Below are 13,236 nucleotides of genomic sequence, written 5' to 3'. Positions count from 1 at the left end.
GCAATATTCTTTGCCGGCATCCTTTATTTTCTCTTTATTGAGGTTGTATTGATAACCACAGCCCTGTGGCAGGGAAGGGGAACAGAACCTGTACTGACCTTAGCTATCAGCGCTATCAGGCAGACGAACCGAAAAGATATTATGTTCATCGGCATAGCGGTAAGATGCCGAACCACCGTGTAATAGAGCAATCGCGTTAACTAACGATAACCCCAGGCCGAAACCGGCAGTATGGCGGGCATTATCTCCTCGCCAAAAACGCCGGAAAAGCTTATCCGCATCGGCGGGGTGGCTGCCCGGATTAGCGACCCGAATTTCTGCAACGTTATCATCATAAGCGCTTTCAATACGTATCACGGCGTTTTCATCAGAATAACGGATGGCATTCGTCAGCAGGTTTGAGAGCACTCTTTGTAATAATATTTCGTCAGCCCATACCGTTCCCTGACATTGATTTATAAAACAGATGCGCTTCTCCTCGGCAAGGGGGCTAAGATAATCCAGCATATTTTCAATCAACGCATTGAGCGAAACAGGCTGTTTTTTTACCGCTATATTCTGGTGCTCCGCGCGTGCCAGAAAGAGAATATTTTCTGTCAGTCGCGACAGTCCCTCCAGCTCTTCAATATTATCGACAAGGGCTTGTTGATACTCTTCGGCGCTGCGTTCCTGACTCAGCATCACCTGATTCTTCCCCAGTAAAATATTAACCGGCGTGCGCAGCTCATGCGCCAGATCGTCGGCAAATTGGTTCAGGCGTTCAAAATCGTCGGAAAGCTTCTGGCGCATAGTATTTAGCGCTTGTCCAAGCGGCCTGAGCTCGACGGGTAACGCCTGTTCCGCCAACGGCTGGCGAAGTGTGCCGCTATCTGTCGCCGCGGTGAGTCGGCTGAGCGACGTAATGGCCCGCAGCCCGTTTCTGATGACTAATGGACTGAGCGCCGAACAGACGAGGATCGCGATAAGGCTAATCAGCAAACTGTTGCGGCGATATTGCGCCAGCATTTGCCGCCTTTCCGTCGCCAGCCTGGCAATAGTAAGGGTCAGCGGGTCATCGCCGCTTCTGGCGTTTACTCGTACCGCGGTCAGCTCCGTGCCTTGTACCGCCTGGCGAAATAAGGTTTCGCGGGTGATGTTTTTAGCCAGCGGAATCTCGTTAAAGCGTTGGTCGGGGATGCCGCTATGATTAATCGCAACATTGTGGCCTGTTGCTGAATGAATCAATAAGATATCCTGCTTCGTATCCACCATCCGATTGAAATAGAGCGGCAGATTTTCCGGCCTGGCGCCATCCAGTAACAGTTGCTGCATTTGCGCCGCCCGATTTATTAGCGTCATATCATCCCGATACGTTAATTCTTTGCTCAGCGCGTTATAGAGCGTCCAGCTAATGCCGGTACAGGCGAGGATAAGTATGGCGATAAAAGAAATTGTCAGGCGCAGCGTCATTGATAACTTAACCATTCTGCGACGTTTCCGCCTGTAATCGATAACCCATCCCCCGGACGGTCATAATGAGCTTCTTTTCAAATGGATCGTCTACTTTGGCGCGCAGCCGACGAATCGCGACATCAACGGTGTTGGTTTCACTATCAAAGTTAATTCCCCAAACTTCGCTGGCGATCGCGGTTCGGGGCACGATTTCTCCTGCCCGGGACGCCAGTAACCAGAGGAGCAGGAATTCTTTGCGGGTCAGGGAAATCGGTTTGCCATTTCGTGACACCGATTGCTTTGTGGCATCCATGTCCAGACCATTGATCGTCAGTCGGGTAAAGACCGGGACGTGCTGTCTGAGTTGAGCTCTCACCCGGGCCAGCAGTTCGGCGAAGGAAAAAGGCTTAACAAGGTAATCATTAGCGCCCGCCTCAAGACCTTTGACGCGATCCTCAACCGAGTCGCGCGCCGTCAGGCAAATGACAGGGGATTGATGCGCAGTGCGTAACGCGCGTAAAACCTGCCATCCATCAAGCCCCGGCAGCATAATATCAAGAATAATCAATGAATAATGTTCCTGAAGGGCCAGGTGTAATCCGTCTCGTCCATCACAGGCATAATCAACCACATAGCCTGCCTCCGTGAGTCCCTGACGTACCCACTCAATGGTTTTCTGGTTATCTTCAATCAATAAAATCTTCATCGACGCAGTATGCCATAGGCTTGTTAGCGAATCCGTAAATATCCAACAAGATGACATAATTGTCATGTCCGTGTAAGGTTAATCCTGGACGCGCCAGATATATTTTCCTGCATCAATACCGTAAAGGAGTGAAGCATGAAACGATATATACTGGCTACCGTGATAGCATCTCTTGTTGCAGCCCCGGCAATGGCGCTGGCCGCTGGCAACAATATTCTCAGCGTACATATTCTCGATCAGCAAACAGGCAAACCGGCGCCCGGCGTGGAGGTGGTACTGGAGCAGAAAAAGGATAACGGATGGACGCAATTAAACACCGGGCATACCGACCAGGATGGACGTATTAAAGCACTGTGGCCCGAAAAAGCTGCCGCGCCGGGGGATTATCGCGTTATTTTTAAAACCGGCCAGTATTTTGAAAGTAAAAAACTGGATACGTTTTTCCCGGAGATTCCCGTCGAGTTTCATATCAGCAAAACGAATGAGCACTATCATGTGCCGCTGTTATTAAGTCAGTATGGTTATTCAACCTATCGCGGGAGCTAATTTAGAGCCTATCCCATTAGGGCTATTTTACTTGCCATTTTGGACCAGGGCAGTGCTCGCCAAAACGCGTTAGCGTTTTGAACGCCGCTTGCGGCGGCCCGAATGGCGAGCGTAGCGAGTCAAACCTCACGTACTACGTGTACGCTCCGGTTTTTGCGCGCTGTCCGTGTCCAAACTGGCTGCGCCAATAACGCCTGGTGGGATAGGTTCTTAGATTGTATTAATCGCCGCGATTTATGGCGAGCAAACATCGCGGCGGGAATAAAAATCTTCAGCGTATCGACTCTTCTCCCACAAGCGGTGGTTATCCCGCTTGTGGGCATGAGTGACGGTTAAACAGGCGCTTCCATCTCAAGTCTGACCGGATGAAAACGGCGTTTGAAATAAATCAGGCCATGCCCATCCTGGCTAAGAATAATATTTTTGATCGCCACCAGATACACCAGATGCGTGCCAATGGTTTGTACCTCGCTGATCTCGCCTTCGAGACCGGCCAGCGCGCCGTTAAGTACCGGCTGGCCCAGCGGCCCGTTTTGCCAACATGGCTGGTGAAACCGCTCCTCCATCGCCATCCCCGTCATACCGGCAAAATGGCGCGCCATCAGCTCCTGCTCATGGTTAAGTACATTAATGCACAGCCTGCCGTTGCCCTGAAAAACGGGGTTCATGGCGCTATTGGCATTAATACATACCATTACGGAGGGCGGCGTATCGGTGACGGAGCAGACCGCTGTTGCGGTGATACCGCAGCGTCCGGCGTGACCCGCCGTGGTTACGATGTTGACCGCTGCCGCCAGACTTGCCATCGCATCGCGAAAACGCAGACGTTGTTCATCTACTTGCATGAGAACCTCCTGCCGCGTTATTTCAGCAGCTTATCCAGTTGATTGATGTCGTCGTTATTGTGCAAATGCGAAACCGTCCAGCCATTCTGATCGTATTCGGAGAGGCAGCGATCGACCATTGCCATCATCTTATCCATATTGCCGGAGCTCTGGGCCTGACGCAGGCACTGCAGACGAATTTCATCCTGGCTGCCCGAGTAGTTAATCTCGTACAGCTCATGGCGACCGCCGAACTCGCTGCCGATGGCATCCCACATCAATTTAAGAATTTTGATACGTTCAACATGGTCCATTCCGTTAGAGCCGCGTACGTATTTCGCCAGGTACTGGTCGATTTGCGGATTATTCAAATCGCGGGCGCTGGAAGGCAGGTAAATCAGGCCGCTGGTAACGTTACGTTCAATAATATTTTTAATTTTCGCGTAGGCCATTGGGGCCATCACACGATAGGTTTGCAGCGCGGCGTGGTCCGGTAGCCAGGCGCCGTTTACCCACGGGGTTGCTTCAGAACACATAGAATCGCTCAATGCCCAGAACATATTGCGCCAGGCCACGACTTCGCCGAGATCGGCCTGCACGCCCCGGAACTCTACGGTACCCGTACATTCGAGCGATTTTTTCAGCAGCGCGGTAATGAAATCAAGTTTAACCGCCAGACGAACACAGGCTTGCAGTGGATACATACGGGCAAAGCCGCCTTCCATCGTCCAGCGACGGCAACGATCGAAATCACGGTAAATCAACACGTTTTCCCACGGGATCAACACCTTGTCCATCACCAGAATGGCATCGTTTTCATCAAAGCGGCTGGAGAGTGGATAATCAAACGGCGAGCCCGTCGCGCCCGCGACCATTTCATACGAGGCGCGTGAAATAAGTTTTACGCCTTCGGCATCCATTGGCGCGACAAACATCAGAGCAAAATCCGGGTTTTCGCCCATCACCTGGGCTGAGCCGAAACCAATCATGTTGTAGTGAGTCAGGGCGGAGTTAGTGGCGACAACTTTCGCCCCGCTGACAATAATCCCGGCGTCCGTCTCTTTCTCCAGCTTGATATAGACGTCTTTCACTTCGTCGGCAGGTTTGTGGCGGTCAATGGGCGGGTTGACGATTGCATGGTTAAAGTACAGGCCGGTCTCCTGAATACGGGTGTACCAGTTGCGGGCGTTCTGCTCAAACTGGCCGTAGAAGGCTGGGTTAGCGCCCAGAGCGCAACCAAAGGCGGCTTTGTAATCCGGTGTGCGTCCCATCCAGCCGTAACTCAGGCGTGACCACTCGGCGATAGCATCACGCTGTTGGCGCAGATCGTCTGCGCTTTTCGCCACGCGGAAAAATTTATGCGTATAACCGCCGCTGCCGGTATCAGTATTCCAGCACAGGGTATCTTGCATCGACGGTTTATGTAATGCGTCATACAGTTGTGCGACAGAGGCTGCGGCATTGCGGAATGCCGGATGTGTCGTAACATCTTTAACGCGTTCGCCGTAAATATAAATTTCCCGCCCGTCCTGCAGGCTTTTTAAATACTCTTCGCCCGTTAACGGACGCTTGTTATCAGTACGAAAATCTTCAGGTTTCATTGCGGCCTCTTCCTCGTTAATCGGAATGTTTTGTTAATAATATGTTTCTTATTTGTTGTTTAATTGAATAGGCAGAAGCGTAAACTGTGAAGAGACTTTCAGGACAACGGCGGGTACTTTTCAGATGAACGTCGAAGAAGAAGAGTAAAATGCGATCGCCGTCAACGTTGTAAGCGGGAGGGGATTCCCGCGTCGGCGGCGTGGGAAGGTAAGAATACTATGCTTCCGCTTCGCTATCAGGATGCTGGCGTCCCAGAGCAATAAGATCGTCCAGCAGCAGCATCAATTGCTGTGTTTTTTCGGGCGTGAAATCGGCCTCAATTTTTCGATAAGCCTCTTCAACCTGGCTCCGGGCACGGGCGTACAGCGTTTGTCCCTGCTCCGTCAACATGACATATAACTTACGCTGATCGTTAACCGGCTTGAGTCGCAACACCAGTCCGTCTCGCTCCATGCGCGTCAATATTCCGGTCAGACTTGGACGCAAAATGCAGGTACGAAAGGCCAGCTCATGAAAATCCATAGAGGGGCTATCGGCCAGGATTCGCACAATGCGCCATTGCTGGTCGGTCAGATTGTGGCTTTTAACGATGGGGCGGAAATAGGTCATTGCCGCTTCGCGCGCCTGAAGCAATGCGATGGTTAATGAATCATGCATAAGCGTTTCTCTTTTGCAGAATTATTAATACCTGAATAATCGTGTTTACCGATGTGAGCTATGACATCTGTTTTATGTCCAAAGTTTAACAGAAACAAGGGGTTTTATTTAACTCTTTGATATGTATGCATTTAATAATAAATTTGTGAAAATATTGTTAATCACATCACAAATACTTTACTTCAGCTTGCTAAATGTACAGCGAAAGCATAAATCTAATCATTAATATATTAATGAAATCACAGCCCGTTAAATCGGCCTGAGGAGTTTATGTATGAAGGGTACTGTTTTCGCCGTTGCGTTAAACCATCGCAGTCAGCTTGATGCCTGGCAAGAGGCTTTCTCTCAGCCTCCCTATAATGCGCCGCCTAAAACCGCAGTGTGGTTCATCAAGCCGCGTAATACGGTGATTCGTCACGGCGAACCCATTCCTTATCCGCAGGGAGAAAAGGTACTGAGCGGCGCGACAGTGGCGCTCATTGTGGGGAAAACCGCCAGCCGGATACGCCCTGAAGCGGCGGCGGACTATATCGCCGGGTATGCGCTGGCTAACGAGGTCAGCCTGCCGGAAGAGAGCTTTTATCGCCCGGCGATTAAAGCGAAATGTCGCGATGGCTTTTGCCCGTTGGGTGAAATGGCGCCGCTGAGTGATGTGGATAACCTCACCATTATCACTGAAATCAACGGACGAGAAGCGGACCACTGGAATACTGCCGATTTACAGCGTAGCGCCGCACAACTGCTTAGCGCGTTAAGTGAGTTCGCTACGCTTAACCCTGGCGATGCGATCTTACTCGGTACGCCGCAGAATCGCGTTGCGCTGCGTCCCGGCGATCGGGTGCGTATTCTGGCGAAAGGTTTACCCGCTCTGGAAAATCCGGTTGTCGCAGAAGATGAATTCGCCCGCCACCAGACGTTTACGTGGCCGCTGTCAGCGACGGGAACGTTATTTGCGCTGGGGTTGAACTACGCCGATCACGCCAGCGAGCTGGCATTTACGCCGCCGAAAGAGCCGCTGGTATTTATCAAAGCGCCAAACACCTTTACCGAACATCACCAAACGTCGGTACGCCCGAACAACGTCGAATATATGCACTACGAAGCCGAGCTGGTCGTGGTGATTGGCAAAACGGCGCGTAAGGTGAGCGAAGCCGAAGCTATGGAGTATGTGGCCGGTTACACCGTCTGCAACGACTACGCGATCCGCGACTATCTGGAAAACTACTACCGTCCGAATCTGCGGGTAAAAAGCCGCGACGGCCTGACGCCGATAGGCCCGTGGATTGTGGATAAAGAGGCGGTTTCTGATCCGCATAACCTGACGTTACGCACCTTTGTTAACGGTGAGCTGCGGCAGGAAGGGACGACCGCCGATCTGATCTTCAGCATCCCGTTCCTGATTTCTTATCTGAGCGAATTTATGACGTTGCAACCGGGCGACATGATTGCCACCGGTACGCCGAAAGGGTTGTCCGATGTGGTGCCGGGGGATGAAGTTGTCGTGGAAGTAGAAGGCGTGGGTCGCTTGGTTAACCGAATCGTCAGTGAGGAGAGCGCAAAATGAAGAAGATAAATCATTGGATTAACGGCAAAAACGTTGCAGGTAACGACTACTTCCAGACCACTAACCCGGCGACCGGTGACGTGCTGGCGGAAGTAGCCTCCGGCGGTGAAGCAGAAGTGAACCAGGCTGTCGCGGCGGCCAAAGAGGCGTTCCCGAAATGGGCCAATCTGCCGATGAAAGAGCGCGCGCGCCTGATGCGTCGTCTGGGTGACCTGATTGACCAGAACGTACCGGAAATCGCGGCGATGGAAACCGCCGACACCGGCCTGCCTATTCACCAGACTAAAAACGTGCTGATCCCGCGCGCCTCGCATAACTTCGAATTCTTCGCCGAAGTGTGCCAGCAGATGAACGGCAAGACCTATCCGGTTGACGATAAAATGCTCAATTATACGCTGGTGCAGCCCGTCGGCGTCTGCGCGCTGGTGTCGCCGTGGAACGTGCCGTTTATGACCGCGACCTGGAAAGTCGCGCCGTGCCTGGCGCTGGGCAACACCGCGGTGCTCAAAATGTCCGAGCTGTCGCCGTTGACTGCCGACAGGTTGGGCGAGTTGGCGCTGGAGGCAGGAATTCCGGCAGGCGTGCTGAACGTGGTGCAGGGCTACGGCGCGACGGCGGGCGATGCGCTGGTACGCCACCATGACGTGCGTGCGGTGTCGTTTACCGGCGGTACCGCCACCGGTCGCAATATCATGAAAAATGCCGGCCTGAAAAAATACTCGATGGAGCTGGGCGGTAAATCGCCGGTGCTGATTTTTGAAGATGCCGACATTGAGCGCGCGCTGGACGCCGCGCTGTTCACCATCTTCTCGATCAACGGCGAACGCTGCACCGCCGGGTCGCGCATCTTTATCCAGCAGAGCATTTACCCTGAGTTCGTGAAGCGCTTTGCCGAACGCGCGAATCGCCTGCGTGTCGGCGATCCGACCGACCCGAACACCCAGGTCGGCGCGCTGATTAGCCAACAGCACTGGGAAAAAGTCTCCGGTTATATCCGCCTCGGCATTGAAGAGGGCGCAACGCTGCTGGCGGGCGGTGCGGAAAAACCCACTGACCTGCCTGCGCATCTGAAAGGCGGTAACTTCCTGCGCCCAACCGTGCTGGCCGATGTCGACAACCGTATGCGCGTTGCGCAGGAAGAGATCTTTGGGCCAGTCGCCTGTCTGCTGCCATTCAAAGACGAAGCGGAAGGGTTACGCCTGGCGAACGACGTGGAATACGGTCTGGCCTCTTATATCTGGACCCAGGACGTGAGCAAAGTGTTGCGCCTGGCGCGTGGGATTGAAGCCGGCATGGTCTTCGTCAACACCCAGAACGTCCGCGACCTGCGCCAGCCGTTCGGCGGCGTGAAAGCCTCCGGTACCGGGCGCGAAGGCGGCGAATATAGCTTCGAAGTGTTTGCGGAAATGAAAAACGTCTGCATCTCAATGGGCGACCATCCTATCCCAAAATGGGGAGTTTGATATGGGCAAGTTAGCGTTAGCAGCAAAAATTACCCACGTGCCGTCGATGTATCTTTCTGAACTGCCGGGAAAAAATCACGGTTGTCGTCAGGCAGCCATTGATGGGCATATTGAAATAGGCAAGCGTTGCCGCGAAATGGGCGTTGACACCATTATCGTATTCGACACCCACTGGCTGGTGAATAGCGCTTACCACATTAATTGTGCCGACCATTTCCAGGGCGTCTATACCAGCAACGAATTGCCGCACTTTATTCGCGACATGACCTATGACTATGACGGTAATCCGGAGCTCGGCCACCTGATCGCCGACGAGGCAGTCAAACTGGGCGTGCGCGCTAAAGCGCATAACATCCCGAGCCTGAAGCTGGAGTATGGCACGCTGGTACCGATGCGCTACATGAACAGCGACAAGCACTTCAAAGTGGTCTCCATCTCGGCGTTCTGCACTGTGCATGATTTTGCCGACAGCCGCAGACTGGGCGAAGCCATTCTCAAGGCGATTGAGAAATATGACGGTACCGTAGCGGTATTCGCCAGTGGTTCTCTGTCGCACCGTTTTATTGACGACCAACGGGCGGAAGAGGGGATGAACAGCTACACCCGCGAGTTCGATCATCAAATGGACGAGCGCGTGGTCAAGCTGTGGCGCGAAGGCAAATTCAAGGAGTTTTGCACCATGTTGCCGGAGTACGCCGACTACTGCTACGGCGAAGGCAACATGCACGACACGGTCATGCTGCTGGGAATGCTGGGTTGGGACAAATACGACGGCAAGGTGGAGTTCATCACCGACCTGTTCGCCAGCTCCGGTACCGGCCAGGTAAACGCTGTTTTCCCGCTGCCTGCGTAAGGGGTGTTTATGCCGCACTTTATTGCTGAATGTACTGAAAATATTCGCGAGCAGGCTGATTTACCAAGCCTGTTCAGCAAAGTAAACGAGGCGCTGGCCGCCAGCGGGATTTTCCCCATCGGCGGTATCCGCAGTCGCGCCCACTGGCTGGATACCTGGCAGATGGCTGACGGTAAGCATGATTACGCGTTTGTGCATATGACGCTGAAAATCGGCGCCGGGCGCAGCCTGGAGAGCCGTCAGGAAGTTGGCGAAATGCTGTTTGGGCTGATTAAAGCCCACTTCGCCGACCTGATGGAGAACCGCTATCTGGCGCTGTCGTTTGAGATTGCCGAGTTACATCCAACGCTCAATTACAAACAAAACAACGTACACGCGTTATTTAAATAGCACACTCTTTCGCCCGGTGGCGCTGCGCTGACCGGGCCTACAAAAAAACGATGCACGAAGCAATACCGAACCGTAGGCCGGGTAAGACGCACCCGCGTCGCCACCCGGCGCAGCAGCACCGAATGAGGTAACAGGAAGCAACTATGCTCGATAAACAGACCCATACCCTGATAGCCCAGCGACTTAATCAGGCTGAAAAACAGCGTGAACAGATTCGCGCAGTGTCGCTGGATTATCCCAACATCACTATTGAAGATGCCTATGCCGTACAGCGTGAATGGGTCAATATCAAGATCGCCGAAGGGCGCACGCTCAAAGGCCACAAAATCGGCCTGACCTCAAAAGCGATGCAGGCCAGCTCGCAAATCAGCGAACCGGATTACGGCGCGCTGCTTGACGATATGTTCTTCCATGACGGCGGCGATATCCCCACCGACCGTTTTATCGTCCCGCGTATTGAAGTGGAGCTGGCGTTCGTGCTGGCGAAACCGCTGCGCGGCCCTCACTGCACGCTGTTCGACGTCTACAACGCCACGGATTATGTGATTCCGGCGCTGGAACTGATTGACGCCCGCAGCCACAACATCGACCCGGAAACCCAGCGCCCGCGCAAAGTGTTCGACACCATTTCCGACAACGCCGCCAACGCCGGGGTGATCCTCGGTGGTCGTCCCATCAAACCAGACGAGCTGGATCTGCGCTGGATCTCCGCGCTGCTCTATCGCAACGGCGTGATCGAAGAAACCGGCGTCGCCGCAGGCGTGCTGAATCATCCGGCCAACGGCGTGGCGTGGCTGGCGAACAAGCTTGCCCCCTACGATGTCCAGCTTGAAGCCGGGCAGATCATCCTCGGCGGCTCGTTCACCCGCCCGGTGCCGGCGCGCAAGGGCGACACCTTCCATGTCGATTACGGCAACATGGGCGCGATCAGTTGCCGGTTTGTGTAAGGAAAAAACGATGAAAAATGCTTTCAAAGACGCGTTAAAAGCGGGGCGTCCGCAAATCGGTTTGTGGCTGGGGCTTGCCAACAGTTACAGCGCTGAACTGTTAGCGGGTGCCGGCTTCGACTGGCTACTGATTGACGGTGAACACGCGCCAAACAACGTGCAGACGGTGTTGACCCAGTTGCAGGCGATTGCGCCTTATCCCAGCCAGCCGGTGGTGCGTCCGTCATGGAACGATCCGGTACAGATTAAGCAACTGCTCGACGTCGGCGCGCAAACGCTGCTGATACCGATGGTGCAGAATGCCGATGAAGCGCGAAACGCCGTGGCGGCTACGCGTTATCCGCCTGCTGGTATTCGCGGCGTGGGCAGCGCGTTGGCGCGGGCATCGCGCTGGAACCGCATTCCGGACTATCTCCACCAGGCCAACGACGCCATGTGCGTACTGGTGCAGATTGAAACGCGTGAGGCGATGAGCAATCTGGCGTCAATTCTCGACGTGGATGGCATTGACGGCGTGTTTATCGGCCCGGCGGACCTCAGCGCCGATATGGGCTTTGCCGGCAATCCGCAGCACCCGGAAGTGCAGGCGGCGATTGAGAACGCCATCGTGCAGATACGCGCGGCGGGGAAAGCGCCGGGGATTCTGATGGCCAATGAAGCACTGGCGAAACGTTATCTGGAACTGGGAGCGCTATTTGTCGCCGTCGGCGTTGACACCACGCTGTTGGCGCGCGGAGCGGAGGCGCTGGCGGCGCGCTTTGGCGCAGAAAAAAACCTGTCCGGTGCGTCCGGCGTCTATTAAGCCTGGCCCGGTAAGCGCAGCGCTACCGGGCAACCGTAGTACCCTACAAAATTCCCATCAGAGGAAAAAAAATGAGCGACACATCATCTGCACTTCCGGAAAGCCCCGAGTCTGTCAGTTCGCGCAACGCGCTCAGCACGGGTCAACAAACCGTTATAAATAAACTGTTCCGCCGACTGATCGTATTTTTATTCGTGTTGTTTATCTTCTCGTTTTTAGACCGTATCAACATCGGTTTTGCCGGGTTGACGATGGGGCAGGATCTGGGGTTAAGCGCCACCATGTTTGGCCTTGCCACGACGCTGTTTTACGCCACCTACGTCATTTTCGGCATTCCCAGCAACGTGATGTTGAGCATCGTCGGCGCCCGCCGCTGGATTGCGACCATTATGGTGCTATGGGGCATTGCATCTACCGCTACGATGTTCGCGGTGGGACCGAAAAGCCTGTATGTGCTGCGAATGCTGGTGGGCATTACCGAAGCGGGCTTTTTGCCAGGAATATTGCTCTATTTAACCTACTGGTTCCCGGCATTTTTCCGCGCCCGCGCCAATGCATTATTTATGATTGCCATGCCAGCCACTACCGCGTTGGGGTCGATTGTCTCCGGCTATATTTTATCGCTGGACGGCATATTCAATCTGCATGGATGGCAGTGGTTATTCCTGCTGGAGGGATTTCCGTCAGTTTTGTTAGGCATTATGGTCTGGTTTTACCTGGATGATACCCCGGCAAAAGCCAAATGGCTGACGGCAGAGGATAAAAAATGTTTGCAGGAGATGATGGATAATGACCGCCTGACGCTGGTTCAGCCGGAGGGGGCCATCAGCCATAACGCCATGCAGCAGCGTAGTCTGTGGCGCGAAGTATTCACGCCAATTGTACTGATGTATACGCTGGCCTATTTTTGCCTTACCAATACGCTTAGCGCCATTAGTATCTGGACGCCGCAAATCCTGAAAAGTTTTAATGAAGGCAGCAGCAATATCACCATCGGCCTGCTGGCGGCGATCCCGCAGATTTGTACTATTCTGGGCATGATTTACTGGAGCCGCCATTCGGACAAACATCAGGAGCGTAAACATCACACGGCGTTGCCGTTCCTGTTTGCCGCCGCGGGCTGGCTGCTGGCGTCGGCGACCGACCATAACCTGATCCAGCTCCTGGGGATCGTGATGGCATCCACGGGTTCTTTTAGCGCGATGGCGATCTTCTGGACCACGCCGGATCAGTCGATCAGTTTACGCGCCAGGGCGATAGGCATTGCGGTCATCAATGCCACCGGCAATATTGGCTCCGCGCTTAGCCCGTTTATGATTGGCTGGCTAAAAGATATCACCGGTAGCTTCAATAGCGGACTCTGGTTTGTCGCTTCTCTGTTAGTCGTCGGCGCCGCCATTATCTGGCTCATTCCCATGAAAGCATCGCGTCCGCGCGCCACCCCTTGAGGA

13 protein-coding genes are annotated in these 13,236 nt (G+C 53.9%); 8 read left to right on the top strand and 5 right to left on the bottom strand.

Annotated elements, in window-relative coordinates:
* Positions 1-99: 99 nt before the first annotated feature.
* Both ABVN36_RS09770 and hprR read right to left on the bottom strand, forming a co-directional pair.
* Positions 100-1,464, bottom strand: a complete 1,365-nt coding sequence (locus ABVN36_RS09770; RefSeq protein ID WP_023138524.1) for a heavy metal sensor histidine kinase — start codon at positions 1,462-1,464, stop codon at positions 100-102.
* On the bottom strand, positions 1,457-2,137 hold the full coding sequence (gene hprR / locus ABVN36_RS09765; RefSeq protein ID WP_000698207.1) for a response regulator transcription factor HprR: 681 nt from the start codon (positions 2,135-2,137) through the stop codon (positions 1,457-1,459). The genes ABVN36_RS09770 and hprR overlap by 8 nt, the downstream gene beginning before the upstream one ends.
* Positions 2,138-2,272: 135 nt before the next feature.
* On the opposite strand from hprR, the gene hiuH reads away from it, so the two are divergent.
* Positions 2,273-2,683: a hydroxyisourate hydrolase gene (gene hiuH / locus ABVN36_RS09760; protein WP_000833188.1), complete on the top strand. Its 411-nt coding sequence runs from the start codon at positions 2,273-2,275 to the stop codon at positions 2,681-2,683.
* Between the two features lie 332 nt (positions 2,684-3,015).
* Here hiuH and ABVN36_RS09755 read toward each other — a convergent pair whose 3' ends face one another.
* The 3 genes from ABVN36_RS09755 to hpaR all read right to left on the bottom strand — a co-directional run bounded on the left by ABVN36_RS09755 (position 3,016) and on the right by hpaR (position 5,766).
* Positions 3,016-3,528, bottom strand: coding sequence for a 4-hydroxyphenylacetate 3-monooxygenase reductase subunit (locus tag ABVN36_RS09755; RefSeq protein ID WP_001195556.1), 513 nt, complete (start codon positions 3,526-3,528; stop codon positions 3,016-3,018).
* A 17-nt stretch (positions 3,529-3,545) separates the two neighbouring features.
* Positions 3,546-5,108: a 4-hydroxyphenylacetate 3-monooxygenase, oxygenase component gene (gene hpaB, locus ABVN36_RS09750; protein ID WP_000801496.1), complete on the bottom strand. Its 1,563-nt coding sequence runs from the start codon at positions 5,106-5,108 to the stop codon at positions 3,546-3,548.
* 217 nt (positions 5,109-5,325) lie between these two features.
* On the bottom strand, positions 5,326-5,766 hold the full coding sequence (gene hpaR / locus ABVN36_RS09745; protein WP_000543922.1) for a homoprotocatechuate degradation operon regulator HpaR: 441 nt from the start codon (positions 5,764-5,766) through the stop codon (positions 5,326-5,328).
* A 274-nt stretch (positions 5,767-6,040) separates the two neighbouring features.
* Between hpaR and hpaG the strand changes: the two genes are divergently transcribed.
* The 7 genes from hpaG (at position 6,041) to hpaX (ending at position 13,233) form a co-directional block, all read left to right on the top strand.
* A complete protein-coding gene (gene hpaG / locus ABVN36_RS09740; RefSeq protein WP_000679210.1) occupies positions 6,041-7,330 on the top strand; it encodes a 4-hydroxyphenylacetate degradation bifunctional isomerase/decarboxylase in 1,290 nt (429 codons plus the stop codon).
* Positions 7,327-8,793 carry a 5-carboxymethyl-2-hydroxymuconate semialdehyde dehydrogenase gene (hpaE, locus tag ABVN36_RS09735; protein ID WP_000723529.1) on the top strand — a complete coding sequence of 489 codons (1,467 nt, stop codon included), beginning with the start codon at positions 7,327-7,329 and terminating at the stop codon, positions 8,791-8,793. Before hpaG ends, hpaE begins: the two co-directional genes overlap by 4 nt.
* Before the next feature lies 1 nt (position 8,794).
* Complete coding sequence (gene hpaD / locus ABVN36_RS09730; protein ID WP_000516978.1) at positions 8,795-9,646, top strand: 3,4-dihydroxyphenylacetate 2,3-dioxygenase; 852 nt, start codon at positions 8,795-8,797, stop codon at positions 9,644-9,646.
* A 9-nt stretch (positions 9,647-9,655) separates the two neighbouring features.
* Positions 9,656-10,036 (top strand): 5-carboxymethyl-2-hydroxymuconate Delta-isomerase, encoded by a 381-nt coding sequence (locus tag ABVN36_RS09725; RefSeq protein ID WP_001119857.1) that lies wholly within the window; start codon positions 9,656-9,658, stop codon positions 10,034-10,036.
* Between the two features lie 143 nt (positions 10,037-10,179).
* Positions 10,180-10,983, top strand: a complete 804-nt coding sequence (hpaH, locus tag ABVN36_RS09720) for a 2-oxo-hept-4-ene-1,7-dioate hydratase (protein WP_000884795.1) — start codon at positions 10,180-10,182, stop codon at positions 10,981-10,983.
* A gap of 10 nt (positions 10,984-10,993) precedes the next feature.
* The gene (gene hpaI, locus ABVN36_RS09715) at positions 10,994-11,785 is read left to right on the top strand and encodes a 4-hydroxy-2-oxoheptanedioate aldolase (RefSeq protein WP_000785062.1); all 792 of its coding nucleotides are present in this window, start codon (positions 10,994-10,996) and stop codon (positions 11,783-11,785) included.
* Positions 11,786-11,856: 71 nt separating this feature from the next.
* Entirely contained in the window at positions 11,857-13,233 is a 1,377-nt protein-coding gene (hpaX, locus tag ABVN36_RS09710) for a 4-hydroxyphenylacetate permease (protein ID WP_001285806.1), read from the top strand.
* The last annotated feature ends 3 nt before the right edge of the window (positions 13,234-13,236 follow it).

The sequence above is a fragment of the Salmonella sp. SJTUF15581 genome (genome assembly GCF_043356775.1).
Taxonomy (GTDB): domain Bacteria; phylum Pseudomonadota; class Gammaproteobacteria; order Enterobacterales; family Enterobacteriaceae; genus Salmonella; species Salmonella enterica.
The sequence above is the reverse complement of the archived record's forward strand: the minus strand, read 5'-3'. Positions and strand labels throughout refer to the sequence as shown.

Coding starts and splice junctions, on each gene's coding strand:
- ABVN36_RS09770 (WP_023138524.1), bottom strand. CDS start 1,464: ATGGTTAAGTTATCAATGACGCTGCGCCTGACAATTTCTTTTATCGCC.
- hpaD (WP_000516978.1), top strand. CDS start 8,795: ATGGGCAAGTTAGCGTTAGCAGCAAAAATTACCCACGTGCCGTCGATG.
- hpaH (WP_000884795.1), top strand. CDS start 10,180: ATGCTCGATAAACAGACCCATACCCTGATAGCCCAGCGACTTAATCAG.
- hpaR (WP_000543922.1), bottom strand. CDS start 5,766: ATGCATGATTCATTAACCATCGCATTGCTTCAGGCGCGCGAAGCGGCA.
- ABVN36_RS09725 (WP_001119857.1), top strand. CDS start 9,656: ATGCCGCACTTTATTGCTGAATGTACTGAAAATATTCGCGAGCAGGCT.
- hpaI (WP_000785062.1), top strand. CDS start 10,994: ATGAAAAATGCTTTCAAAGACGCGTTAAAAGCGGGGCGTCCGCAAATC.
- hpaB (WP_000801496.1), bottom strand. CDS start 5,108: ATGAAACCTGAAGATTTTCGTACTGATAACAAGCGTCCGTTAACGGGC.
- hiuH (WP_000833188.1), top strand. CDS start 2,273: ATGAAACGATATATACTGGCTACCGTGATAGCATCTCTTGTTGCAGCC.
- hprR (WP_000698207.1), bottom strand. CDS start 2,137: ATGAAGATTTTATTGATTGAAGATAACCAGAAAACCATTGAGTGGGTA.
- hpaG (WP_000679210.1), top strand. CDS start 6,041: ATGAAGGGTACTGTTTTCGCCGTTGCGTTAAACCATCGCAGTCAGCTT.
- ABVN36_RS09755 (WP_001195556.1), bottom strand. CDS start 3,528: ATGCAAGTAGATGAACAACGTCTGCGTTTTCGCGATGCGATGGCAAGT.
- hpaE (WP_000723529.1), top strand. CDS start 7,327: ATGAAGAAGATAAATCATTGGATTAACGGCAAAAACGTTGCAGGTAAC.
- hpaX (WP_001285806.1), top strand. CDS start 11,857: ATGAGCGACACATCATCTGCACTTCCGGAAAGCCCCGAGTCTGTCAGT.